This is a genomic window from Priestia sp. GS2, from assembly GCF_036409025.1.
Lineage (GTDB): Bacteria > Bacillota > Bacilli > Bacillales > Bacillaceae_H > Priestia > Priestia aryabhattai_A.
Genome location: NZ_JAZGJX010000001.1, coordinates 3,249,682 through 3,275,000, shown reverse-complemented (window position 1 = coordinate 3,275,000; position 25,319 = coordinate 3,249,682). Strand labels below are relative to the sequence as shown.

18 protein-coding genes, 17 tRNA genes, 2 rRNA genes, 2 riboswitches and 1 other annotated feature (1 of these 40 running past the window's edge) are annotated in these 25,319 nt (G+C 38.6%); of the genes, 34 read left to right on the top strand and 3 right to left on the bottom strand.

Annotation, left to right across the window (positions count from 1 at the left end; all coding sequences use genetic code 11):
* From V2145_RS16635 to V2145_RS16540, 20 genes are all read left to right on the top strand, one after another.
* A 23S ribosomal RNA gene (locus V2145_RS16635) occupies positions 1 to 1,612 on the top strand (it extends 1,323 nt beyond the left edge of the window).
* 219 nt (positions 1,613 to 1,831) lie between these two features.
* Positions 1,832 to 1,947: ribosomal RNA gene (rrf, locus tag V2145_RS16630) — 5S ribosomal RNA — on the top strand.
* 10 nt (positions 1,948 to 1,957) lie between these two features.
* Positions 1,958 to 2,032 (top strand) — tRNA-Asn (locus V2145_RS16625).
* 3 nt (positions 2,033 to 2,035) lie between these two features.
* Positions 2,036 to 2,127, top strand: a tRNA-Ser gene (locus V2145_RS16620).
* Positions 2,128 to 2,141: 14 nt separating this feature from the next.
* Positions 2,142 to 2,216: transfer RNA gene (locus V2145_RS16615), tRNA-Glu, on the top strand.
* An 18-nt stretch (positions 2,217 to 2,234) separates the two neighbouring features.
* Positions 2,235 to 2,310 (top strand) — tRNA-Val (locus V2145_RS16610).
* Positions 2,311 to 2,326: 16 nt separating this feature from the next.
* A tRNA-Met gene (locus tag V2145_RS16605) sits at positions 2,327 to 2,403 on the top strand.
* 4 nt (positions 2,404 to 2,407) lie between these two features.
* Positions 2,408 to 2,483, top strand: a tRNA-Asp gene (locus tag V2145_RS16600).
* Between the two features lie 9 nt (positions 2,484 to 2,492).
* A tRNA-Phe gene (locus V2145_RS16595) sits at positions 2,493 to 2,568 on the top strand.
* A 14-nt stretch (positions 2,569 to 2,582) separates the two neighbouring features.
* Positions 2,583 to 2,658: transfer RNA gene (locus V2145_RS16590), tRNA-Thr, on the top strand.
* A gap of 9 nt (positions 2,659 to 2,667) precedes the next feature.
* Positions 2,668 to 2,751, top strand: a tRNA-Tyr gene (locus tag V2145_RS16585).
* Between the two features lie 6 nt (positions 2,752 to 2,757).
* Positions 2,758 to 2,831 (top strand) — tRNA-Trp (locus tag V2145_RS16580).
* A 9-nt stretch (positions 2,832 to 2,840) separates the two neighbouring features.
* Positions 2,841 to 2,916: transfer RNA gene (locus V2145_RS16575), tRNA-His, on the top strand.
* Positions 2,917 to 2,923: 7 nt separating this feature from the next.
* Positions 2,924 to 2,998: transfer RNA gene (locus tag V2145_RS16570), tRNA-Gln, on the top strand.
* An 8-nt stretch (positions 2,999 to 3,006) separates the two neighbouring features.
* A tRNA-Gly gene (locus V2145_RS16565) sits at positions 3,007 to 3,081 on the top strand.
* Positions 3,082 to 3,096: 15 nt separating this feature from the next.
* A tRNA-Cys gene (locus tag V2145_RS16560) sits at positions 3,097 to 3,170 on the top strand.
* An 18-nt stretch (positions 3,171 to 3,188) separates the two neighbouring features.
* Positions 3,189 to 3,277: transfer RNA gene (locus tag V2145_RS16555), tRNA-Leu, on the top strand.
* A 29-nt stretch (positions 3,278 to 3,306) separates the two neighbouring features.
* Positions 3,307 to 3,388 (top strand) — tRNA-Leu (locus V2145_RS16550).
* A 258-nt stretch (positions 3,389 to 3,646) separates the two neighbouring features.
* Entirely contained in the window at positions 3,647 to 5,575 is a 1,929-nt protein-coding gene (locus V2145_RS16545; RefSeq protein WP_094912625.1) for a fructose-1,6-bisphosphatase, read from the top strand.
* A gap of 151 nt (positions 5,576 to 5,726) precedes the next feature.
* A tRNA-Gly gene (locus tag V2145_RS16540) sits at positions 5,727 to 5,800 on the top strand.
* A gap of 123 nt (positions 5,801 to 5,923) precedes the next feature.
* On the opposite strand, the gene V2145_RS16535 is transcribed toward V2145_RS16540, so the two are convergent.
* Positions 5,924 to 6,589 carry a B3/B4 domain-containing protein gene (locus V2145_RS16535; RefSeq protein WP_094912626.1) on the bottom strand — a complete coding sequence of 222 codons (666 nt, stop codon included), beginning with the start codon at positions 6,587 to 6,589 and terminating at the stop codon, positions 5,924 to 5,926.
* A gap of 110 nt (positions 6,590 to 6,699) precedes the next feature.
* Between V2145_RS16535 and queG the strand changes: the two genes are divergently transcribed.
* The 12 genes from queG to V2145_RS16475 all read left to right on the top strand — a co-directional run bounded on the left by queG (position 6,700) and on the right by V2145_RS16475 (position 19,592).
* Positions 6,700 to 7,836 carry a tRNA epoxyqueuosine(34) reductase QueG gene (gene queG / locus V2145_RS16530; protein WP_094912627.1) on the top strand — a complete coding sequence of 379 codons (1,137 nt, stop codon included), beginning with the start codon at positions 6,700 to 6,702 and terminating at the stop codon, positions 7,834 to 7,836.
* Positions 7,837 to 7,911: 75 nt separating this feature from the next.
* On the top strand, positions 7,912 to 8,802 hold the full coding sequence (locus V2145_RS16525) for an amidase domain-containing protein (RefSeq protein ID WP_094912628.1): 891 nt from the start codon (positions 7,912 to 7,914) through the stop codon (positions 8,800 to 8,802).
* 58 nt (positions 8,803 to 8,860) lie between these two features.
* Entirely contained in the window at positions 8,861 to 9,361 is a 501-nt protein-coding gene (gene trmL / locus V2145_RS16520; RefSeq protein WP_094912732.1) for a tRNA (uridine(34)/cytosine(34)/5-carboxymethylaminomethyluridine(34)-2'-O)-methyltransferase TrmL, read from the top strand.
* Between the two features lie 331 nt (positions 9,362 to 9,692).
* Entirely contained in the window at positions 9,693 to 11,588 is a 1,896-nt protein-coding gene (locus V2145_RS16515; protein WP_094912629.1) for a PrkA family serine protein kinase, read from the top strand.
* Between the two features lie 228 nt (positions 11,589 to 11,816).
* Positions 11,817 to 12,995 carry a sporulation protein YhbH gene (gene yhbH, locus V2145_RS16510; protein WP_025908460.1) on the top strand — a complete coding sequence of 393 codons (1,179 nt, stop codon included), beginning with the start codon at positions 11,817 to 11,819 and terminating at the stop codon, positions 12,993 to 12,995.
* Between the two features lie 120 nt (positions 12,996 to 13,115).
* Complete coding sequence (locus V2145_RS16505; protein WP_094912630.1) at positions 13,116 to 13,559, top strand: MarR family winged helix-turn-helix transcriptional regulator; 444 nt, start codon at positions 13,116 to 13,118, stop codon at positions 13,557 to 13,559.
* Between the two features lie 8 nt (positions 13,560 to 13,567).
* Complete coding sequence (locus tag V2145_RS16500) at positions 13,568 to 14,125, top strand: TVP38/TMEM64 family protein (protein WP_094912733.1); 558 nt, start codon at positions 13,568 to 13,570, stop codon at positions 14,123 to 14,125.
* 17 nt (positions 14,126 to 14,142) lie between these two features.
* Positions 14,143 to 14,991 carry an archaetidylserine decarboxylase gene (gene asd / locus V2145_RS16495; RefSeq protein WP_330988016.1) on the top strand — a complete coding sequence of 283 codons (849 nt, stop codon included), beginning with the start codon at positions 14,143 to 14,145 and terminating at the stop codon, positions 14,989 to 14,991.
* Between the two features lie 92 nt (positions 14,992 to 15,083).
* Positions 15,084 to 16,607 (top strand): spore germination protein, encoded by a 1,524-nt coding sequence (locus V2145_RS16490; RefSeq protein WP_330988015.1) that lies wholly within the window; start codon positions 15,084 to 15,086, stop codon positions 16,605 to 16,607.
* Positions 16,600 to 17,691, top strand: a complete 1,092-nt coding sequence (locus tag V2145_RS16485) for a GerAB/ArcD/ProY family transporter (protein ID WP_131888557.1) — start codon at positions 16,600 to 16,602, stop codon at positions 17,689 to 17,691. The genes V2145_RS16490 and V2145_RS16485 overlap by 8 nt, the downstream gene beginning before the upstream one ends.
* Positions 17,688 to 18,800, top strand: a complete 1,113-nt coding sequence (locus V2145_RS16480; protein WP_330988014.1) for a Ger(x)C family spore germination protein — start codon at positions 17,688 to 17,690, stop codon at positions 18,798 to 18,800. The genes V2145_RS16485 and V2145_RS16480 overlap by 4 nt, the downstream gene beginning before the upstream one ends.
* 351 nt (positions 18,801 to 19,151) lie before the next feature.
* Positions 19,152 to 19,592 (top strand): VanZ family protein, encoded by a 441-nt coding sequence (locus V2145_RS16475; RefSeq protein WP_094912635.1) that lies wholly within the window; start codon positions 19,152 to 19,154, stop codon positions 19,590 to 19,592.
* A gap of 41 nt (positions 19,593 to 19,633) precedes the next feature.
* Here V2145_RS16475 and thiC read toward each other — a convergent pair whose 3' ends face one another.
* Both thiC and V2145_RS16465 read right to left on the bottom strand, forming a co-directional pair.
* Complete coding sequence (thiC, locus tag V2145_RS16470; RefSeq protein ID WP_094912636.1) at positions 19,634 to 21,400, bottom strand: phosphomethylpyrimidine synthase ThiC; 1,767 nt, start codon at positions 21,398 to 21,400, stop codon at positions 19,634 to 19,636.
* 117 nt (positions 21,401 to 21,517) lie between these two features.
* Positions 21,518 to 21,630: riboswitch (TPP riboswitch) on the bottom strand.
* Between the two features lie 54 nt (positions 21,631 to 21,684).
* Complete coding sequence (locus V2145_RS16465; protein WP_330988013.1) at positions 21,685 to 21,972, bottom strand: hypothetical protein; 288 nt, start codon at positions 21,970 to 21,972, stop codon at positions 21,685 to 21,687.
* Positions 21,973 to 22,145: 173 nt separating this feature from the next.
* Positions 22,146 to 22,388: a binding site (T-box leader), on the top strand.
* Between the two features lie 105 nt (positions 22,389 to 22,493).
* Here V2145_RS16465 and brnQ point away from each other — a divergent pair.
* Together brnQ and V2145_RS16455 are read left to right on the top strand one after the other, a co-directional pair.
* A complete protein-coding gene (brnQ, locus tag V2145_RS16460; protein WP_330988012.1) occupies positions 22,494 to 23,834 on the top strand; it encodes a branched-chain amino acid transport system II carrier protein in 1,341 nt (446 codons plus the stop codon).
* A 149-nt stretch (positions 23,835 to 23,983) separates the two neighbouring features.
* Positions 23,984 to 24,808, top strand: coding sequence for an undecaprenyl-diphosphate phosphatase (locus V2145_RS16455; RefSeq protein ID WP_094912638.1), 825 nt, complete (start codon positions 23,984 to 23,986; stop codon positions 24,806 to 24,808).
* Between the two features lie 332 nt (positions 24,809 to 25,140).
* Positions 25,141 to 25,288, top strand: a riboswitch (cyclic di-AMP (ydaO/yuaA leader).
* Positions 25,289 to 25,319: the final 31 nt, after the last annotated feature.

Here is a 25,319-nt window from a genome sequence, read left to right as displayed (position 1 = left end):
GTGAGAATCTTGTCCACCGAATGCCTAAGGTTTCCTGAGGAAGGCTCGTCCGCTCAGGGTTAGTCGGGACCTAAGCCGAGGCTGAAAAGCGTAGGCGATGGCCAACAGGTTGATATTCCTGTACCACCTCCCCGCCGTTTGAGTAATGGGGGGACGCAGGAGGATAGGGTAAGCGCGCTGCTGGATATGCGCGTTCAAGCAGTTAGGCTGATGAGTAGGCAAATCCGCTCATCATAAGGCTGAGCTGTGATGACGAGGGAAATATAGTACCGAAGTTCCTGATTCCACACTGCCAAGAAAAGCCTCTAGCGAGGCGGGAGGTGCCCGTACCGCAAACCGACACAGGTAGGCGAGGAGAGAATCCTAAGGTGATCGAGAGAACTCTCGTTAAGGAACTCGGCAAAATGACCCCGTAACTTCGGGAGAAGGGGTGCTCTGGTAGGGTGTATAGCCCGAGAGAGCCGCAGTGAATAGGCCCAGGCGACTGTTTAGCAAAAACACAGGTCTCTGCGAAGCCGCAAGGCGAAGTATAGGGGCTGACGCCTGCCCGGTGCTGGAAGGTTAAGAGGAGGGGTTATCCTTTGGGAGAAGCTCTGAATCGAAGCCCCAGTAAACGGCGGCCGTAACTATAACGGTCCTAAGGTAGCGAAATTCCTTGTCGGGTAAGTTCCGACCCGCACGAAAGGCGTAACGATCTGGGCACTGTCTCAACGAGAGACTCGGTGAAATTATAGTACCTGTGAAGATGCAGGTTACCCGCGACAGGACGGAAAGACCCCGTGGAGCTTTACTGTAGCCTGATATTGAATTTTGGTACAGCTTGTACAGGATAGGTAGGAGCCTGAGAAGCCGGAGCGCTAGCTTCGGTGGAGGCGTCGGTGGGATACTACCCTGGTTGTATTGAAATTCTAACCCGCAGCCCTGATCGGGCTGGGAGACAGTGTCAGGTGGGCAGTTTGACTGGGGCGGTCGCCTCCTAAAGAGTAACGGAGGCGCCCAAAGGTTCCCTCAGAATGGTTGGAAATCATTCGTAGAGTGTAAAGGCACAAGGGAGCTTGACTGCGAGACCTACAAGTCGAGCAGGGACGAAAGTCGGGCTTAGTGATCCGGTGGTTCCGCATGGAAGGGCCATCGCTCAACGGATAAAAGCTACCCCGGGGATAACAGGCTTATCTCCCCCAAGAGTCCACATCGACGGGGAGGTTTGGCACCTCGATGTCGGCTCATCGCATCCTGGGGCTGTAGTCGGTCCCAAGGGTTGGGCTGTTCGCCCATTAAAGCGGTACGCGAGCTGGGTTCAGAACGTCGTGAGACAGTTCGGTCCCTATCCGTCGTGGGCGTAGGAAATTTGAGAGGAGCTGTCCTTAGTACGAGAGGACCGGGATGGACACACCGCTGGTGTACCAGTTGTCTTGCCAAAGGCATCGCTGGGTAGCTATGTGTGGACGGGATAAGTGCTGAAAGCATCTAAGCATGAAGCCCCCCTCAAGATGAGATTTCCCATAGCGCAAGCTAGTAAGATCCCTGAAAGATGATCAGGTTGATAGGTCAGAGGTGGAAGCACGGCGACGTGTGTAGCTGACTGATACTAATCGATCGAGGACTTAACCAAATTAGAAAAGCGAAGGCGACTGTTCAATTGTGAAAGGCGTTGGAGCTTCTGATAGGGAAACCGCTTTTTGGTTTCAATAACAGAAGTGAAACGACCGAACAATTAGGAGCCGTAGCTAGACAGTAAACTTAGTACTCAGCAAAATGTTATCTAGTTTTGAAAGAATAAAAACTCAAAAAAGTCTTGATTTCTTTCGAAAATGTTGTATAATATAATATGTCTGGTGGCGATAGCAGAGAGGTCACACCCGTTCCCATGCCGAACACGGAAGTTAAGTTCTCTAGCGCCGATGGTAGTTGGGACTTTGTCCCTGTGAGAGTAGGACGTTGCCAGGCTTTATAAGATTCCACAGTAGCTCAGTGGTAGAGCAATCGGCTGTTAACCGATCGGTCGTAGGTTCGAGTCCTACCTGTGGAGCCATTTGGAGAGCTGTCCGAGTGGCCGAAGGAGCACGATTGGAAATCGTGTAGGCGGTTAACGCTGTCTCAAGGGTTCAAATCCCTTGCTCTCCGCCATTTACTTATTAAATGGCCCGTTGGTCAAGTGGTTAAGACACCGCCCTTTCACGGCGGTAACACGGGTTCGAATCCCGTACGGGTCACCATTATTCTTATACATAGTTGGAGGATTAGCTCAGCTGGGAGAGCACCTGCCTTACAAGCAGGGGGTCGGCGGTTCGATCCCGTCATCCTCCACCATTTACATTCTTATCATCGCGGGGTGGAGCAGTCTGGTAGCTCGTCGGGCTCATAACCCGAAGGTCGCAGGTTCAAATCCTGTCCCCGCAACCAAAGTGGTCCCGTGGTGTAGCGGTTAACATGCCTGCCTGTCACGCAGGAGATCGCGGGTTCGATTCCCGTCGGGACCGCCATTATAAGAAGGCTCGGTAGCTCAGTTGGTAGAGCAAAGGACTGAAAATCCTTGTGTCGGCGGTTCGATTCCGTCCCGAGCCACCATCTTATGAAAACATGCCGGTGTAGCTCAACTGGTAGAGCAACTGACTTGTAATCAGTAGGTTGGGGGTTCAAGTCCTCTTGCCGGCACCATGTTTTTCTGGAGGGGTAGCGAAGTGGCTAAACGCGGCGGACTGTAAATCCGCTCCTTCGGGTTCGGCAGTTCGAATCTGCCCCCCTCCACCATCTTATAGGGGTATAGTTTAAAGGTAGAACTACGGTCTCCAAAACCGTCAGTGTGGGTTCGATTCCTACTACCCCTGCCAATTAACACGGCGATTGTGGCGAAGTGGTTAACGCATCGGATTGTGGTTCCGACATTCGTGGGTTCGATTCCCATCAGTCGCCCCATTTTTATTGGGCTATAGCCAAGCGGTAAGGCAACGGACTTTGACTCCGTCATGCGTTGGTTCGAATCCAGCTAGCCCAGCCATATAATATGCGGAAGTAGTTCAGTGGTAGAACACCACCTTGCCAAGGTGGGGGTCGCGAGTTCGAACCTCGTCTTCCGCTCCATATTTTGAATAAAGTGGCGGCATAGCCAAGTGGTAAGGCAGAGGTCTGCAAAACCTTTATCACCGGTTCAAATCCGGTTGCCGCCTCCATTATTCACAATAAGTCCTGCCGGGGTGGTGGAATTGGCAGACACACAGGACTTAAAATCCTGCGGTAGGTGACTACCGTGCCGGTTCAAGTCCGGCCCTCGGCACCATTTATATTATTTCTGCCTTTTTTTATTTTGCCAGTGTGGCGGAATTGGCAGACGCGCACGACTCAAAATCGTGTTCCTTCGGGAGTGTCGGTTCGACCCCGACCACTGGTATTAGTTTTTACATAAACGGTAATAAAGTCAAGACTTCAACATCTCTGTTGAAGTCTTTTTTGTTTTCTTTATTTACTCAACCGCTTAAATGTTATGGCAGGTTAAATAAAATTTGTAAATTAGTTAACAAAATGTAATTCATCTCTCTAGAAGTCGAGTCTGAAGAGGTGTACAATAAGTACTAAAGATTAAAGACTCATGCAGTAAGCATATTTCGCTGCTGAGGTGATAAGTTAGTGTGAAAGGGGATACATAGTTTTGAACGTAAATTATTTAGATTTACTGGCTAAGAAGTACGATACGGAAGAGAAAGTTGTCACGGAAATTATTAATCTAGAAGCAATTCTTAATTTACCAAAAGGAACAGAGCACTTTGTAAGTGATTTACACGGCGAGTATCAGGCCTTTCAGCACGTATTACGAAATGGGTCAGGAAACGTAAAAGAAAAGATTAAAGATTTATTTAAGGATACTTTATCTCAACAAGAAATCAATGAATTTGCGACGCTTGTTTACTATCCAGAAGAGAAGCTGAAGATTATCAAGGCAAACTTTACTCGCAAGCAAGAGCTACGTGATTGGTATACGACAATGATTAATCGCATGCTTGATTTAGTGTTGTATGCATCATCGAAGTATACACGTTCAAAGGTACGTAAAGCCCTACCGGAGCAGTTTGCTTATATCATTGAAGAGCTTTTATATAAAACAGATGAATTCACGAATAAAGAGCATTATTATCATAAAATTGTGCAGCAAATCATTTCGTTAGGACAAGCTGATAAACTTATCTCGGGACTGGCCTATACAATTCAGCGTTTGGTTGTCGATCATTTGCATGTCGTTGGAGATATTTATGATCGTGGTCCCGAGCCTGATAAAATCATGGAAACTCTTATTAACTATCATTCTGTCGATATTCAGTGGGGAAACCATGACGTTCTTTGGATTGGAGCTTTTGCAGGTTCGAAAGTATGCTTAGCCAATATTGTTCGTATTTGTGCACGTTACAATAACTTAAATATTATTGAAGATGCGTATGGTATTAACTTACGACCGCTTCTAAACTTAGCAGAAAAATATTATGATGATAATCCTGCTTTCCGCCCAAAAGAAAATGTAGGTTCGCAACTATCTGAACATGAGCGTTTACAGATTACAAAAATTCATCAGGCTATCGCAATGATTCAGTTTAAACTTGAAATGCCAATTATTAAAAGACGCCCGTATTTTAATATGTCAGAGCGACTATTGCTTGAAAAAGTTAACTATGAAACAAATGAAATTACACTTGGAGATAAAACGTATCCTATTGAAAACGGATGTTTTGCAACTGTGAACTCTGAAAATCCACAAGAACTCTTAGAGGAAGAGGAGCAGGTTATTGAGAAATTATTGTTTTCAGTTCAACATTCTGAAAAGCTAGCAAGACATATGAACTTTCTTATGAATAAAGGAAATCTTTATCTAAAATATAACGGTAACTTACTTATCCATGGGTGTATTCCTTTAGATGAAGAAGGAAATATGGAAAAGATGACGATTGAAGGCAAGTCTTATTCTGGTCGTCAGCTGTTAGATGTGTTTGAGCAATATTTACGCTCTGCTTTCGCCCATCCGGATCAGACGGATGATTTAGCAACTGATATGGTTTGGTATTTATGGACAGGTGAATATTCATCGTTATTTGGAAAACGAGCGATGACGACGTTTGAGCGCTATTTTATTAAAGAGAAAGCAACGCATAAAGAAAAGAAAAATCCATATTATTACCTTCGTGAAAAAGAGGATATGTGTCGTCGAATATTAGCTGATTTTGGGTTAAATCCAGACCATGGTCATATTATTAATGGTCACACGCCTGTGAAAGAAATAGAGGGTGAAAATCCTGTTAAAGCAAATGGCAGAATGATTGTCATTGATGGTGGATTTTCAAAAGCATATCAATCACAAACTGGAATTGCAGGATATACGTTATTGTCTAATTCTTACGGCATGCAGTTAGTTGCTCATAAGCACTTTAACTCTAAAAAAGATATCTTATTGGACGAAGCTGATGTACTATCCGTTAAGCGACTGGTTGATAAAGAGTTAGAAAGAAAAATGGTAAAAGAAACAAATGTAGGTGAACAGATATTAGAAGAAATTTCAGTTTTAAAAGCTTTAAGAGATTATCAATATAGCTAAGAAATGTGCTTTGCAAGATGGCTTGCAAAGCACATTTTTTATAGAAAATTAATAGTTCGTTAATATCTTCACATAAATTTAATAGAAGGGTTGCAATTCATGTCGAAAGGTATTATAATTAATGTTGTTAAGAGATAATACAACTTTATCTGCGGGTGTAGTTTAATGGTAAAACCTCAGCCTTCCAAGCTGATGTCGTGAGTTCGATTCTCATCACCCGCTCCATACATATTGTGATCACAACGCAGTATCTTGTTTACCAAAAACAAGGTGTTGCGTTTTTTATATTTTTAAGGTTATAGTGAATGAAAAAAGACGTTTATCTACTATAGATAAACGTCTTTGTGATTAGTTGATAAGCGAATAGGAAGCTTCTCCACCATGAATTTGTGTAAACATAGTGCTCAGAGAATCAGTTAGTTTTAAAGAGCTTTCATTGGATAGAGAAGGTTTTAAGAAGATGATTTGAAGTGCTTCAGACGTCTGTTCAGAAACGGGAGCTCGATTGGAGTCCACATAAGGACTTCCGAATGGACCTTTTTCATCTGATAATACAATTTTATTATGCAGAGATACTTCTCGACCATTAATTGCACGATAGCTTTCATCTTCATTCCCAAGACGTAACGAAATGTTTCCTTTTAAACAGCTTTTATCGTAAATGCCTAAAGGTACTTCGTATTGAAGAGAAAAGAAGTTATTTAAGTCTACAGCTGAATTAATGGTCGGCAAGTACGTTTGTTTTTGAATTCGACGAAATAATGCTTCAATTGAGGGACGATATTTGCTTGGGTCCGTTCCAAACTCCTTAAACACGCTTCTCCATTCTTTAATTCCTTCAAAAGAAGTGATGGCTTTATCTTGTAAATCAAAATAAATTGATTCTTGAAAGAGTCGTAATCTGCCTTTTAACATTTGTGGAGCTTCGCTTACTTCAATATTTTGATATTGAATAATACCTAGTTTAATATCATTATTTTTTTCTTTGATTTCTGATGAAATAATAACGTTCATATAAAATACCACCTTTTCATTTGTAAGTTATGTATAGAGTAGAATTGTTCCAGTGAAAATGATAATAAAAGCAATTCTACGCATTGAATTTTAAAAGGAGAATAGCATAAATGGATTTTCAACAGTTAAAAAAAGAAGTAATTGCCTATAGTAAAGAGATAGGTATTGATAAAATTGGTTTTGCTAGTGCGTCAACATTTGAGACGTTAAAAGATCGCTTATTAAAACAACAAGAATTAGGCTACGCTTCAGGGTTTGAAGAACCTGATATTGAGAAACGTACGAATCCAACGCTCCTGGTTCCAAAAGCGAAGTCAATCATTGCCATTGCTCTTGCATATCCTTCTAAAATGCCTGGTGCACCAAGAAGTACAAAAGAAGACCGAAGAGGCATTTTTTGTCGTGCTTCTTGGGGACAAGATTATCATACCATTTTACGAGATAGGCTCCAAAAACTTGAGTCATTCTTAAAAGAAAAGGTTCAAGGAGTTGAAGTGAAATCTATGGTGGACACGGGCGAGCTATCTGACCGTGCCGTTGCTGAGCGAGCTGGGATAGGCTGGAGTGGAAAGAATTGCGCGATTATTACGCCCGAGTTTGGTTCATACGTCTATTTAGGTGAAATTGTTACGAATATACCATTTGAACCAGATCAGCCAATTGAAGATCAGTGTGGTACTTGTAATAAATGTGTTGAGGTATGTCCAACAGGTGCATTAGTCACAGGAGGACAGCTTAACTCTCAGCGCTGTATTGCTTTTTTAACTCAAACAAAAGGTTTTTTGGCAGATGAATTTCGAGACAAAATTGGCAATCGCCTATACGGTTGTGATACGTGTCAAACGGTATGTCCTGAAAATAAAGGAAAAGACTTTCACTTTCATCCCGAAATGGAACCAGATCCTGAAATCGCAAAGCCGAAATTAAAGCCATTGTTAACAATGAGCAATCGTGAGTTTAAAGAAAAATATGGTCATGTATCAGGCTCTTGGCGTGGAAAAAAACCAATTCAACGTAATGCAATTATCGCACTTGCTCATTTTAAAGATGAAACGGCTATACCTGATTTGATTAAAGTAATGAAAGAAGATGTGCGCCCTGTAATAAGAGGAACAGCAGCTTGGGCATTAGGGAAAATTGGCAACGACGAAGTGTTGCCTCTGCTGGAACAATTAAAAGAAAAAGAGTCAGATGAAGAAGCAAAGCAAGAATTTGAAAAAGGCATTGCCCTTTTAGTAAAGTCATAGAAGTTGAAATTGTTGTGTTAAAAGGTAAGCTGTTCATCATAGCGTATAGTAAAAGCAGAGAAAAGTGGTGAACAGATGCTAGCAAAGAAAAATGTTCTATATACATTGATGAAAGCCAAAGCAAACGGCTACGTGAATCAAGTAATCAGCGAGGACTTTAAGCCTTTTATTGAACATGAATACGAGCTTAAGCAGTCTTTACTGAGAAAAAGAAAAGTAGAAGTTGTGAAGTGTACGGTTAAAGGAGCTATTCATAATGTTCAGAACGAAAACGAGGAAACAACTGTTACGTATCACGTACACAAACGATTTCTATGTAAGCAAGATGATTTATTTTATGTAGAAGAAGACGTAGAAGAGCGATGCGCATTATTTTATAAAGATACGCTTATTCATGATAAATTGCTTCCTATTCATATAGATGAAATAGATGATTTAGAATTCATTATTGATGATAAGGAAGAGGTAGCTAATCGAAATGGATATTATAATCGTCTAGCAGCAGTACAGTATGCAGAAACATATTGGAATACGCCTAATCCAGCTTATAAATACTTTGAGGTAAACTGTACGAATTATATCTCTCAGTGTTTACGAGCAGGAAAAGCACCAATGAGGGGGCAACATAATCGAAGCAAAGGCTGGTGGCTTAGTAAAGATAATTGGAGCTATAGCTGGGCAGTGGCACATTCGATGCATAGTTATCTTCAAAGCTCAAAACAAGGACTGCGGGCCATTAAAAAAAGCTCAGTTAAAGAGCTAGCAATGGGAGATGTCATTTGCTATGATTTTGAAGGCGATGGCAGGTGGAACCACACGACAATTGTGGTGGCAAAGGATGCGGACGGGATGCCTTTAGTTAATGCTAATACGTATAATAGCCGCATGCGCTATTGGGCTTATGAGGATTCGACGGCCTATACGCCAAATATAAAGTATGCTTTCTTCCACATTACCGATCAATAAATAGCTCTTTTGTTTTGAAAAGTTAATGGTATAATGATGAATAGATTTGTATTTAGAGGTGACTATTTTGGGACTACATGTTGTTTTATATCAACCAGAAATTCCAGCTAACACTGGTAATATTGCGAGAACTTGTGCAGCAACGAACACAACTTTACATTTAGTTCGTCCACTAGGCTTCTCTACGGATGATAAAATGTTAAAGCGCGCAGGCTTAGATTATTGGGATTATGTTGAGGTTGTCTATCATGATTCGCTAGAAGAAATTTTTGAAAAGTATCCAGAAGCAGCATTTTACTTCATTACCAAATTCGGAAAGAAGCCGCATTCATCATTTGACTATAGCAATGTGGAAAACGATCACTTCTTTGTGTTTGGGCGCGAAACAAGTGGCTTACCTGATGAAATTATTGAAGCGAATATGGATAGATGTTTGCGTTTGCCAATGACGAAAAACGTTCGTTCTTTAAATTTATCAAATACGGCAGCTATTTTAATTTATGAAGCACTACGACAACAAGAATATGGCGACTTATTAAGAGAAAATCCCCTTGATTAAGGGGATTTCTTTTTTTACAAGGATGACTGTTCTATGTAGGTTAATTCTATTTGCGCTTTACTCCAGGCTTGTCATTGTAACCAGCCGTAAAAATTGCTGATAAAAAAGCAAGTGATACACCTAAAACTAATAGTAACCTCATCGATAGAGCCTCCTTTATTTTTCTTTCATGCTCCTACTAATTATTATAGCTAATTCACGGGATACTGTGAATCTTTAATGTAGACAAAATTCTGAATTTCTTAATTTAAAAAGCATGTTCAAACATTTTACTGCATAGATTGTATTAATCTTGTTCACTAGCACCAGAACTAGTAGGGGAGGTCCTTTAATGGATATATTAAAGAAAATTGAAAAATACCGTGAAGCAGAGAATCGACTTAAATGGGAAGGTACATTTGAAGAATATTTAAAACTAATTAAAGATGAGCCTTTAATTGCTCAGCCAGCGCATTCAAGGGTCTACAATATGATTAAAGATGCAGGAATTGAAGATGTCAATGGGAAAAAGCAATATAAATTTTTCAGTGAACAAATGTTTGGTCTAGAAGAATCGCTTGAAAGGCTGGTTGAAGAGTACTTCCATCCTGCAGCGAAACGGTTAGATGTCCGGAAGCGTATTTTATTACTTATGGGGCCAGTTAGTGGCGGGAAATCAACGCTTGTTACAATGCTAAAAAGAGGGTTAGAAGCGTATTCGTTAACGGATCGTGGAGCTGTTTATGCCATCAAAGGATGCCCAATGCATGAAGATCCGCTTCATTTAATTCCACATCATCTGCGTCGAGACTTCTATGAAGAGTACGGCATTCGAGTTGAAGGCAACTTATCACCTTTAAATACAATGAGATTAGAAGAAGAATATGGCGGCAGAATTGAAGACGTCATTGTAGAAAGAATCTTCTTCTCTGAAGATAAGCGTACGGGGATTGGTACATTCAGTCCATCTGATCCAAAGTCTCAGGATATTGCTGACTTAACAGGAAGCATTGACTTTTCAACTATTGCCGAATACGGATCAGAATCAGATCCACGGGCATATCGATTTGACGGAGAGCTAAATAAAGCCAACCGAGGAATGATGGAGTTCCAAGAGATGTTAAAGTGTGATGAAAAGTTTTTATGGCATCTACTATCTCTTACTCAAGAAGGGAACTTTAAAGCAGGACGATTTGCTTTAATTAGTGCAGATGAATTAATCGTCGCACATACAAATGAAACGGAGTATCGCTCCTTTATCTCGAATAAGAAAAATGAAGCCTTGCATTCACGTATTATTGTTATGCCGGTTCCATATAATTTAAAGGTTAGTGAAGAAGAGAAAATCTACGAAAAAATGATTCGAGAAAGTGACGTATCCGACGTGCATATCGCACCACATACGCTGCGCATTGCTTCCATCTTTACAACGCTAACCAGACTAAAAGAACCGAAAAAAGGCGATATTGATTTATTAAAGAAAATGAGATTATATGATGGCCAATCTGTTGAAGGCTATAATGATGCAGACGTGGAAGAGTTGAAGAAAGAACATTCGGATGAAGGCATGAGTGGAATTGATCCGCGTTATGTCATTAACCGAATTTCATCAACCATTATTCGAAAAGATATTAAATCAATTAATGCATTAGATGTATTGCGTTCGCTAAAAGAGGGATTAGATCAGCATGCATCCATTTCAGCTGAAGATCGTGAACGCTATTTAAACTACATTTCATTAGCACGTAAAGAATATGATGAAATCGCGAAAAAAGAAGTTCAAAAAGCATTTGTATATTCATATGAAGAATCAGCGAAAACGCTTATGGATAACTACTTGGATAACGTTGAAGCGTACTGCAATAAAAACAAGTTGCGCGATCCGTTAACAGGCGAAGAAATGAATCCAGATGAAAAGTTAATGCGCTCAATTGAAGAGCAAATTGGTATTTCGGAAAATGCGAAGAAAGCGTTCCGTGAAGAAATTTTAATCCGTATTTCTGCATATGCTCGCAAAGGGAAACGCTTTGACTATAATTCGCACGAGCGTTTACGTGAAGCTATTCAGAAAAAATTATTTGCAGATTTAAAAGATGTAGTGAAAATTACCACATCGACGAAAACGCCAGACGAACAGCAGCTGAAAAAAGTAAATGAGGTGGTTGCTCGCTTAATTGATGAGCACGGCTACAATTCAGTCTCAGCGAATGAACTTTTACGCTATGTAGGAAGCTTATTGAATCGATAAAGAATGATAAAAAAACATGGCACCGCTGATATGTGCCATGTTTTCTTTATCTTTTTATATTAGCAAAATAGGCATTTATCTCATTCACAGTAGATGCTTTTTCATATGATAGTGTACAGCCGGGCTTTTTAAAAGCCGAAGCTAAATTAATTAGCAAGTATATCATTTTAAGACATAGGATAGAATAAACAACCTTTCAAAAGCAGCTTGAACAAGGAGGGGAAATACGTGGGTAAAGAGATTGATAAGAGTTTTGCGATTTCCAAGGAAGACTGGTCCCTCCACCGTAAAGGTCATGACGATCAGAAGCGACACCAAGAAAAAATCCAAGAAGCGATAAAGAATAACTTACCGGATTTAATTACAGAAGAAAACATTGTCATGTCAAATGGGAGAGACGTTGTTAAGATTCCAATTCGTTCATTAGATGAGTACAGAATTCGCTACAACTATGATAAGAATAAACACGTAGGGCAAGGGGATGGTGAAAGTAAAGTAGGAGATGTTGTAGCCAGAGATGGATCTGGCGGTGATGGAAAAAAAGGTGCTGGTAAAGGTCAAGGCGCAGGTGATCAAGCAGGAGAAGATTACTTTGAAGCAGAAGTATCGCTTATGGAGCTACAAGAAGCACTGTTTGCACAGCTTGAATTGCCGAATTTACAGCGCAAAGAATCTGATAATATCGTTGTGGAACACATTGAATTTAATGATATTCGACGCACTGGCTTGATGGGGAATATTGATAAAAAGCGTACGATGATGTCTGCATATAAGCGCAATGCAATGACCGGAAAGCCTGCATTTCATCCTATTTTTCCTGAAGATTTAAAGTTTAAGACGTGGAATGAAGTGACAAAGCCTGAATCAAAAGCTGTTGTGCTTGCGATGATGGATACAAGTGGATCTATGGGAATTTGGGAAAAGTATATGGCGAGAAGCTTTTTCTTTTGGATGACTCGCTTTTTACGAACAAAGTACGAAACTGTTGAAATTGAATTTATTGCCCATCATACAGAAGCCAAAGTTGTTTCAGAAGAAGACTTTTTCTCTAAAGGAGAAAGCGGGGGAACTATTTGTTCATCTGCTTATCGTAAAGCGCTTGAATTGATTAACAAAAAGTACGATCCTAGCCGTTATAATATTTATCCATTTCATTTTTCAGATGGCGACAATTTAACATCCGATAATGCAAGATGCGTTAAGCTTGTAAATGAACTAATGAAGGTTTCAAATATGTTTGGATATGGAGAAGTAAATCAATATAATCGTCATTCAACTTTAATGTCTGCGTATAAGAACATTCAGGATGAACAGTTCCGCCATTTTATTCTTAAGCAAAAAGCAGATGTATTTCATGCGATGAAAAGCTTTTTTAGAAAAGAGCCAGAAGGAACCAAATATGCATAGGTATCACTTAAGAAGCCGCTTCTATACGAGAAGAGGCTTTTTTTTAATTGACAGCTAGATATCTCTATTATATATTTTATCTAGTTAAACTGTTTAAGTTGATAAACTAGAGGTGGAGAGATGAAACAAGCAGATAATTTAAAAGAAGCTATTTCATTATTTAATGAAGTCAATAACCATTTAATGAACACGCATTTTTCTTCATTGAATAATGATATTACGCCGAAGCAGTTCATTATTCTGAAGTCAGTTTATGAAATGCAGCCTGTAAATGTGCAAACGATTGCGAAAAAGTATCATTTATCCATGAGTTCAGTTAGTCAGCTCATTACAAAGCTTGAAAAAGAAAATTATCTACATCGAGAGCTTAACCCCGAAAATCGTCGAGAAATTTTGTTAACGCTTGGGCCTAAAGGACAGGAGTATTTTAATGAGTATGAGCGAATTGACCAACTCATTATAGAACAATACTATTCTCGTCTATCTCTGCAAGAAACACAGCAGCTAAGAGAGATTGCCAATAAGCTTTATGAAGTTGTAATGGGAGAAACAAACGCTAAATGAATGCGGATATAAAAGAGTTTATTATTCAGCTATTTGAAAGCTATGAAAGTATCGCATTGGTATTGAGTATCTTGTTGAACCTACTCATTAGCATTGCTGGTGTTTTGCCAAGCGTATTTCTAACAGCAGCTAATTTAGCTGTCTTTGGTTTTTGGGAAGGAATGATTATTTCGTTTATTGGCGAATCCGTTGGAGCAGTTGTTTCGTTTTGGTTGTATCGAAAAGGCTTTCGAAAATTAACTGCTCATAAGAGTTTGTCTGCTCCTAAAATTCAACGACTTTTACATGCAAAAGGAAAGGAAGCTTTTCTACTTATTCTTTCTTTGAGACTATTACCTTTTGTCCCTTCAGGCCTTGTTACATTTATTGCGGCCATTGGAAAAACTTCTTTAGGGATTTTTATTTTAGCAAGCTCAATTGGAAAGCTTCCTTCAATTCTTATTGAAGGCTATTCTGTTTATCAAGTCATGAACTGGACAAGTACTGGGAAGGTATTGATTTCTTTCATAGGCTGCGTACTTATCATACTTGTAGTTCGAAAACTTTATGCAAGGTCTGCCATATGAAAGGAATGTTATAGGATATGATTAATCAAGTAGTAAAGAAGATCATTGAATTATTACCGCAAAATACGATTTCGCGTGGGGTAGGAGTTTTTGGACGTTCTTCTATTAGTAGGCGTATTATTAAACCATATAGTAAAATTTATAGGATTAATTTAGATGAAATGAATCAACCTCTAGACTCTTATCCTAATTTCACGGCATTTTTTACGCGAACGTTAAAAGCAGAAGCTCGAAAAGTCGCACCTAATCCGTATACGCTTGCTAGTCCGGTAGATGGAAAGGTAGCGGAATATGGTGACATTAAAGAAGGAACGCTTATTCAAGCAAAAGGTATCGACTATCAAGTAGAGCAGCTGCTTGGGTGTACGAAAGAAGAAGCTGAAAAGTTTGACGGTGGAACCTTTTTAACGATTTACTTAAGTCCTAGCGATTATCATCGAATTCATATGCCACTTGCCGGAGAAGTAACAAAAGCAACATATATACCAGGGCGATTGTTCCCAGTTAATCGTATTGGTGTTGAACATGTTCCTGGGCTATTCACAAAAAATGAACGACTTGTCACATATATAGATACCAAAGCTGGGCAGGTGGCACTTGTGAAAGTAGGTGCTTTTATTGTTGGAAGTGTCCAAGTACCATATGGAAATCATACGACCAATGTAAAGTATGGAAAATATTATACAACATCTGTTAGTAATGCCTTTTATGAAAAAGGTGAAGAGGTAGGGCTGTTTGAATTTGGTTCGACGGTAGTTCTTTTATTTGAAAAAGATAGAGTAAAGTTAGCAAAAACGTTGCAGAATGGAACGAAATTAAAATACGGGGAAGCAATTGGAACCTATGATTCAGGAGATTTGGTATAAAAACCAAATCTTCTTTTTTATGTTTACATTACATAATCTTTCTAAATATAGAAACACTGAAAGTATAACTATTTAGAACCGAGGTGGATTTGATGCTGATTAAACGTCATTCAAAAAAGAAAAAGCAAAAAAGTGAGCCAAAACAAGATCCAGCATCCATCAACATTCCACTAAAAACAACAATTGAAGAAAATAAAAAGTATCTTCAAGAGTACTTGGATTACACGAATGATTTAGGTGAGCGTTGGCTTACGTTTAACGGTAAAAAAGCGCTATTAATGTATTTTGTGCCGCTTATGGATTCGGTAAAACTAAACGAACATGTTATTAAACCAATGCTACTAGAGAAAAAAGGAGACCCAAAAGAGGTTATTCAGATTGGTTCTGTGAACGAATCACAAGATCTACATGAAGTGATTACGTTGCTTTGTCGAGGTGGGGCCATTTTATTTCTTGAAGACGTTTCAACCTTATATATAATTGATGCTACGCTTCCTGCATCTAGGGAAGTTAGTCAAGCAATTGATGAAAAAGTTGTGCGCGGTTCTCACGAAGGGTTTGTTGAAAATCTAGATAAAAACATAAACTTAATGCGCCAGCGCTTTTTAGATGGAAGCTTAATCGTTAAATACCTTGAAGTCGGTACGATTTCGCGTACGAGAGTAGCTGTTTTATACCTTAAAGGAATTTCAAATCCAGAATACTATGAAGAAGTATTTCGACGATTAGAATCAATTGACGTGGATGCGGTGGAAAGCGGGAGTATTATTGAAGAAGCTCTTGAAAATTCACCGTTTTCACCTTTTCCACAGCTGCTTAATACAGAAAGACCAGATCGAGTGATGGGGAATCTATTGGAAGGGCGAATTGCGATTATGACAGCTGGAAACTCATCCACGATTGTTGCGCCTTCCTGCTTTTTTACGTTCTATCAATCGCCAGAAGATTATAATACCCGCTCTTTGTACGGATCTTTCTTTCGCTTGTTGAGGATTTTTAGTTTTTTTGTTGCAATCAGTCTACCAGCGTTATATATTGCTACGATTTCATTCCACTATGAGCTTATCCCTGTTGATTTAATTTTAACGGTGAAAGGCTCTGTTGATAACGTGCCTTTTCCGCCGATAGCCGAAGCGTTTATTATGGTTCTTATTTTAGAGCTTCTAAAAGAAGCAGCAATTCGATTACCATCGTCCATTGCGCAAACAATTGGCGTAGTGGGAGGGTTAGTTATCGGGACAGCGATTGTAGAAGCAAATCTTGTTTCCAATATAATGATTATTGTTATTGCTCTTACGGCCATTGCTTCATTTGTGGTACCAACAAATGAAATGAGTACGACGTTACGGATTTTAAGCTTTCCAATGATGGTAGGAGCAGCATTATTCGGTTATTTAGGCATTATCTTTGTGCTGACCCTTATTATTATGCATCTGGTAACACTAGAATCTGTAGGGAAACCTTATTTAATACCAATTGCTCCATTGCGTGTGGCAGATTTAAAGGATGTCTTTGTTCGGGTCAATCAAATGTATATGAACGATCGTCCGGTAGGCCCAAAGCCTCTAAAGCGCAGAAGACAGCGAGCATTAAGGGATTGGCAAAAAAATGAGTGAAGCTAAAAAAATTACTTCAACACAATTATTTTTTATTATCCTTCAGACACAGATTGGTATTGGAATTTTATCACTTCCCTATAACTTATTTAAAATCGCTGAAACAGATGGATGGTTATCGCTCATTATTAGCGGAGCTATTGTACAAGTTATTACTCTTATTCACTGGGGTCTCACGTACCGCTTACCGGGTGAAACTGTATATAGTATGGGAAATACGTTGCTAGGCACTTTTTTGGGGAAGGTATTAAACATAGGCTACATAGGATATTATATTGTCATTTCAAGCGTTATTATGGTTTTATATGTAAATGTTTTACAAAGGTGGGTTTACCATATTACTCCTGCTTATATATTGGTATTGTTATTAGCTATTATCGCTCTTTATTTTGCAAAGGAAAATATTGTAAACATTGCACGCTTCTATGTAATGGTGTCAGTTTTATTAATTGTAATTATCCTCCTCGTGGCAAGTGCATTTAAGTATGCTGATATCCGGTATATCTTTCCTATTGGAGAAGCTGGAATTCAAAAAATTATGCTCGGTGCAAAAGAAGGCACCATTTCCATGCTTGGATTTGAAGCAGTCTTAATTTTAGCACCGTTTGTAAGAGCCCAGAGTAAAACTACCACGTTAAAAATGGTGGTGTTTAGCAACTTTGCAGCAACCATGATTTATGTCTATGTCACATTAGCTTGCTTATTATTTTTTAGTCCAGATGAAATGCCGCTTGTACCAGAACCTGTTTTATATATTTTAAAAGCAACTCAAAACTCTGTCATTGAACGAATCGACTTAGTATTTTTAGCGTTCTGGATTATTTCAGTTATTACGTCTTTAATTATGTATGTTTATATTGCGAGTGTCGGTATGAAGACGTGTTTTAAAAAGAAAACGCATAGACCCTTTGTCCCTATCATTGTATTTTGTGCTGCTATCTTATCGATTTACTATTCAAAGAGTGATGATTTAACAGCTGTATTGTCAAAAATAACCAATTACTTGGTGTATATCTTTATTTTTATCATTCCAACTTTACTTTTTATTCTTTCATTATTTAAAAAGAGGAAGAGGACAACATGAAGAAACAGTGGAAAATGTGGGTGTTACTTAGCAGTACGCTAGCTTTATTAACTGGATGTTGGGATCAAAAGATGCTTAAGGATACGATCTTTATGTCTGCAGCGTCGTATCAGATAGCGCCGGATGGAAGAATTGATGGAGCAATAGCGGTACATTCCTATATTTCAAACCAAGAAGCGCCTGTTAGTAAAATATATCACGCAACGGCTAGTTCGCCTCGAAGCGGTCGAGTTCAGCTAAACGAACAGCTTTCTGGAACGTTAATGACGGCTAAAAATCGTGTGTTTTTAATTGAGGACGATTTAGCAAAAAAAGGGATTATCCAGCTAAGTGATGTATTGTACCGAACACCTGAAAGCCCGCTTATCGCTCGATATGTAATAATCGACGGAAAACCAAACGAAATTATTAATATGAAGCAAGTGGGGGAAGAGCTGATTGGAGAATATTTATCTGGCGTTATTTTAACGGCTGAAAAGCAATCACTCGTACCAGTAGAGACTCTTCAAACGATTTGTACATTGTTATTTGATGAAGGAAAAGGGTTAGCTCTACCTTATGCAAAATTTAATAAGGAAAACATGTCTGTAGAAATAAAGGGAATTGCGTTATTTAATGGGGAAAAATTTTCGGGAATAACGTTAAAAGATGAGGAAGCAAAAGCATTATTATTACTATCAAATAAAAAAAACAAATATATGACGATGACAGATAAGGTAAAGATGAATGGAAAAGAATATATTGTTTCTTATGAAGTGGCAAAAGCAAAATCAAAACTGAAGATAAAAGTACGTTCTAATCACCAGTTAGAAGTAAAAGTCCCTGTTTCACTAAAAGTTAGTATTACTGAGTTTACGTATGGAGAAGTTGGATCAGATGATCTTATTAAAAAAATTGAAAATACGATTAACAAAAATGTTCAAAATAAAGCTGAGAAAGTTGTCGAAAAGCTTCAAAAAGCAAACTGTGATTTCTTAGAGGTAGGAAGAGAACTAATGGCTTACCACCCCGATGTATGGAAAGAATTAGAATGGAAAAAAGATTATGCTCAAATCGATATTAAACCAGACGTAACTGTTGAAGTGATTCATCGAGGAATCATTAATTAATTACAAGAGGTTGAGACATAAGTGCTTCAAACAATGATATACCCCAACTATCACGAGTTAACTGCTTTTGATAGCTTGGGTATTTTTTTGTTGGTTCAAAAACAAATTCAAAAAACTAGCGTAAGGGAACGAACTTGTGCTTACAACCTAGCTATTATAACAAAGTAATGATTCGCCTTTGAGAAGGAATCATTTCATTGTGTCCCAGTCTCTTTTATTTTTAAAGTTTGGTATCCAGAAAAAGAGGTAACGTGATAGGATAAGGTAAGCTGAATGTTTCATAAATACATAGCATGTACAATATGATAGAAGTAAAAGCAGACGGTAAGGACAGAGAAGGTGTGGAAAAACATGACGGATAATACAAAGAAAAAAGTAAAACAAGGATTGCTTTTCTTGTTTATTATATATGGTGTGACACTTATTTACGTCACGCTCATTAAAGAAAACGAGCAAGTATATGGGCAAGCCATGAACTTAAGCTTATTTAGTACAATTAAGCTCATGTGGGCCAGTGGAAATCTTGAGCTAGCATTCGTGAACGTAATAGGGAATATTGTAATGTTTGCTCCAATTGGAATGTTTATACCGCTTTTTATGAAATCATTTGACGGATTTATTCAAGTGGTTGTCACAGGGTTCTTAATCAGTTTTACTGTTGAGATTTTACAATATGAGTTAACAGAGCGAGTTTTTGATATTGATGATATTCTGCTAAATTCAATTGGAACACTGGTCGGATGGATTTTAGTTAAGCTGCTCTTTTTCTTCAAAAGACTTATTTTAAAGTGATAGACACCGAGGTAAGTAGTTGCTTACCTCGGTGCTTTTTATTAAGAATAAAGTTTAGATCCTTTTTCAATAAATTCCTGTGATTTTTCTTTCATGCCTTGTTTAGCGAAATCAACGAGCTGTTTTTCATCCGCTAGTTGTCTAATATCATGAGAAATTCTCATTGAACAGAACTTAGGTCCACACATGGAACAGAAGTGAGCAGTTTTAGCACCTTCTGCTGGTAGTGTTTCATCATGGTATTCTCGAGCTCGGTCAGGATCTAACGATAAATTAAATTGGTCATGCCATCTAAACTCAAATCGAGCTTTTGAAAGTGCGTTATCACGAACTTGGGCACCTGGGTGACCTTTTGCAAGATCAGCAGCATGAGCAGCAATTTTATAGGTAATTACACCTTCGCGAACATCTTCTTTATTCGGAAGGCCTAAATGTTCTTTTGGGGTTACATAACAAAGCATTGCTGTACCAAACCACCCAATCATTGCAGCTCCAATACCAGACGTAATGTGGTCATAGCCCGGTGCTATATCAGTTGTTAGTGGTCCCAGGGTATAGAATGGTGCTTCGTGGCAAACTTCCATTTGTCGGTCAACGTTCTCTTTAATCAGATGCATTGGCACATGTCCAGGACCCTCAATCATTACTTGAACATCATGCTTCCACGCCACTGTTGTTAATTCACCAAGCGTATCAAGCTCTGCAAACTGTGCTTCATCATTGGCATCAGCAATTGAACCAGGGCGCAGTCCGTCTCCCAATGAGATGGAGATATCGTATTGCTTACAAATTTCGCAAATCTCTTCAAAGTGCGTATACAAAAAGTTTTCTTGGTGATGTGCTAAACACCATTGAGCTAAAATAGATCCGCCGCGTGAGACAATACCTGTTGTTCGCGTAGCAGTAAGTGGAATATAGCGCAATAGTACGCCCGCATGAATCGTAAAGTAATCAACACCTTGTTCGGCTTGTTCGATAAGCGTATCACGATAAACATCCCAAGATAGGTCTTCTGCTATCCCATTAACTTTCTCTAAAGCTTGATAAATAGGGACAGTGCCAACAGGAACGGGTGAATTTCGAATAATCCATTCACGTGTCTTATGAATGTCTTTACCAGTTGAAAGATCCATAATTGTATCTGCTCCCCACCTTGTAGCCCACGTCATCTTTTCAACTTCATCTTCAATTGATGAATGAACAGCAGAGTTTCCGATATTTGCATTAATCTTCACGTGAAACTTTGTTCCGATAATCATTGGTTCAACTTCTGGGTGGTTAATATTGCAGGGAATGATTGCACGCCCTGCTGCAACTTCTTCACGAATCGTTTCTGCACTCATTTGCTCACGAATTGCGATGAATTCCATTTCAGGCGTGATAATTCCTTTTTTTGCATAATGCATTTGGGTGACGATTCTGTCATCCTTTGCTTTTTGTGGTGAATAATTAATAAGGGGAAAGCTTTTCATTTCGTTCCGCTGATCGCCTTCTTTATAGCCGTTATCTCTTGCTTGAACGGTACGGCCAGCATAGGAGAAAGTATCGTTTCGTTCTGCAATCCATGGTTTGCGTAAAGGTGGCAGTCCTTTTTCTAAATCTACACTATAGGCTGGATCGGTGTATACGCCGCTTGTATCGTAAACGCGAACGGGGGTGTTTTGCTCTTCACCGCGGTCGTTTACAGTGGGGGAAAGGTGGATTTCGCGCATCGGTACTTGAATATCACTTCGAGTCCCTTGCACGTATACTTTTTTACTGTTTGGAAACGGCTGTTGCATTGAAATGATTACTTGTTCTTTAGACATACTTATTCCTCCATTATGCTAGTAGATTTTGAGAAAATAAGCTATACCGAACAAAAAAATCGGGCTCTATGTAAGAGCCCGATGGAATAGACAAAAAAGAAAACAGCATAAAACACCGTTCTTTCAAGACTACTTCCCTACGTTGGTATAACCCAAATCAGGTTCAAAGGGTTAAAGAGCACAATAACTCTTCTCTCAGTCTGTGTAATCAGACACCCCTAGTAGAAAATCATTTAATTGACGACTTCATTCTACCATCATTAGGAAAAAATGCAAGCGGTTATTTATCTTTTTGCTGCTTCAAATGCAATAACAATAGCGGTAATAATATGCATAACCATTCCCACAACTGGGATTACGCCGATAAATGATGTCACCATCCCCAAAATATTTCCGTAAGCTGAACGACCTTCTTTATGAGATAAAAATAGAGCAATTGCATGTAGGAAAAAAGCAAATACTAAAGGTCCCCATGAAAAGCTTATGATGAATGCACCACCAATTAGAGGAATACCTAAAAATGCTTCATACCCAGCCGTTAGCCATTTCATAACACGTACATTTCCGCTCATGTATAAGAGCCTCCTATTAAGTAATGTAGTAGTATATACGAACGAATTAGCTAGAAGTTTCATTTTATAGACTGACTATTAATGGGAAAAAATATAATTGATAAAATATTTAAATTTTTGTATACAAATCTGAAAAGTTTTGTTAGAATATTTTTATTCAATTAAAACACCTTATAAATTCGTTGAAGAGAACGAGTAGGTTATGAAAACTGTTCCCCAGAGAGCTAACGTTTGCTGAAAGTTAGCGTACAGTTCCTAGCTGAAAATCATCTCTGAGAAAATATGCTGAAGCTTTATAGTAAGTATATTCGGACGTCCACCGTTAGAAGGAACACGTATGAACACGTACGTTGGCGAGTGCTGCTGTTTTTAGCAGAACGAGGGTGGTAACGCGAGAATTATATCTCGTCCCTTTTTAGGGACGGGATTTTTTTGTGTATAAAAAGGAGTGATTCGAGTGGAAAGTGATATTGACATTAGACAGAAAAATCAGCAGTACAAACAATCTAGGAGGAACTCACATGAATGCTTTATCAAGAAAAGATACACTGTTTATTAGTTTAATGCTATTCTCATTATTTTTTGGAGCAGGAAACTTAATTTTCCCTCCATTTTTAGGACAGTCTGCTGGAAGTGAATTGTGGCCAGCTGTTACAGGCTTCATTTTATCGGCTGTGGGGCTACCAATCCTGGGTGTCATTGCTGTAGCAAAATCAAATGGTCTTCAATCATTAGCAAACCGAGTCCACCCAGTTTTTGCGGTTGTATTTACGGTCATGATTTACTTAGCAATTGGCCCTTTTTTAGGAATCCCACGAGCAGGAAGCTTAGCATTTGAAATGGGTGTACAGCCTTTTTTACCTGAAGGAGTAAATGTAAAAGTCGCTCTATTTGGCTATACGTTTTGCTATTTTGCGCTTGGGTATTGGTTAGCCTTAAAGCCTTCAAAGCTTGTTGATCGCTTTGGGAAAGTATTAACACCTGTTTTACTAGTTCTTATTTCACTGATTTTTATTCGTGCTCTTTCTCATCCTTTTGAACCAGCTGGTCACCCTGCAGGTAACTATGTGACAAAAGCATTTGCTACTGGATTTACCGATGGTTATGCGACAATGGATACAATTGCTGCGCTAAACTTTGGAATTGTCATTGCAATGGCTTTGAAGCAAAAAGGAATGACTGATACCAAAAGTATTATGGCGTCATCCATTCGTGCAGGGGTAATTGCAGGAACGTTACTAGCTATTATCTATCTGATGTTGGCATATTTAGGATCTGTTAGTCATGCCGATGCAGCAAATGGAGCAGTAACGTTAACGAACATTGTCTTTACGCTGTTTGGCCCGTTTGGAGCTGTTTTATTAGGAATTGTTTTTACGTTAGCTTGTTTAACAACTTCCGTTGGACTTTTAACATCATGCAGTCAATATTTTGAGCAATTAGTACCGAAAGTGTCGTATAAGGTTTGGGTTAGTACAATTGCTTTATTTAGTTTACTTGTTGCAAATTTAGGGTTAACTATGATTCTAAAGATTTCAGTTCCAGTTTTAACAGCTATTTATCCTGTTGCTATTATGCTAATTGTCTTATCGTTAACAAATTCTCTATTTAAAGGGAAACAAGGTACCTATGCTTTATCTGTTTTATTTGTTGGAGCGGCAAGCATAACAGACGCTTGTTTACAGTCAGGGGTAAACTTAGGTGCTTGGGGAGAATTTGTGAGAAGTTTTCCGTTTTATAACACAGGCTTTGGTTGGTTAATACCAGCGCTTGTTGGAACAATGGGTGGTTATCTATTTAGCTTTTATAGTCTAAGGGATAAACTAGTTCGTTCGCAGGAAGCTAAACCATATAGTAAATAAGATCATCGATAGAAAAAGCCCGATTGGGGCTTTTTTTGTTCTTTAAATAAAGATTGTGTTTTTATCAGCAAACAATTATGATAAAGAGCGAATATTTACGTTTGCTATGAAGATGAAAAAATTATGTAATCTTGAAAGGTAGAGTAAAAATGTGGGAAATTATTGTTGCGATTATTTTGGGAATTGTAGAGGGGTTAACTGAATTCGCTCCTGTATCATCGACTGGACACATGATTATTGTAGATGACTTATGGTTGAACTCAAAAGAATTGTTTTCACCAGAAGTTGCCAATACATTTAAAATTGTTATTCAATTAGGTTCAATTTTAGCTGTCGTTGTTTTATTCAGAGAGCGTTTTATTAATTTACTTGGACTAAATCGTAAAAGCGAGCAATACGCACAGATAACAAATCGTTTAAAGCTTTCTCAAGTTATCGTTGGTTTGCTTCCAGCTGCTGTACTAGGTTTTTTATTTGAAGATTTTATTGATGAGTATTTATTTTCATTAAAAACTGTATTAGTAAGCTTAATTGCAGGAGCCATCTTAATGATTATTGCGGACCGCTTTGCTTCAAGAATTCCAAAAACTGAAACAGTAGATCAAATGACTTATCGTCAAGCAATTGGTGTTGGATTATTTCAATGTATTGCTCTATGGCCAGGGTTTTCACGCTCTGGTGCTACGATTTCAGGTGGGGTACTTTTGGGTATGAGCCACCGAGCAGCTTCTGACTTTACTTTTATTATGGCTGTTCCTATTATGGCAGGAGCTAGTGGGTTATCATTAATTAAAAATTGGCAGTATTTCACAATTGATGCATTGCCTTTTTTCATTGCTGGCTTTATTAGTGCTTTCATCGTAGCACTTGTTTCAATTCGCTTTTTCTTAAAATTAATTAATCGAATAAAATTGGTACCTTTTGCTATTTATCGTATTGTATTAGCAGTTGCTATTTATCTTGTATTCTTTTAAGTATTATGAGAAGAGGCTATGATACCAAAGCGTATGACAAATCCGAGGCAATGAGAGTTAACTCTCATTGCCTCGGATTTTTTGTTAATCAGGAAAATAAGTTTAAAAAAGTAGTGGCAACAATATGTCCTTTCAACGTAACTTATTTAGAATAGTCATGATTCTCCCTTGAGAAGGAATTATTTCGTAATGTCCTAGCTGTTGTTTATATTTTGGTATTTATATAGTTAAAAAGTTTCGAGTCATAAAAATAAATTGACAAGCTTTCAAAAAACAGATAAATTATTCTTATTGAAAAATATTAATTTAGTATAATATTTTAGAAAAATAAATATTTTAGTAAGCTTAATCTATTTTAGAGCGGGGGAACCACAAATTTGGTATGTCATATACCTTGGGGTGAATCTTTCCTTAGCGGAAGGTAGGGTACTCTCAAACCCGAATCCGACAGTTAACCTCGTTTGCTTGTTGAGAGAAAGAAAACTGTCTTTTTGTTGACCATTCTTTCTTT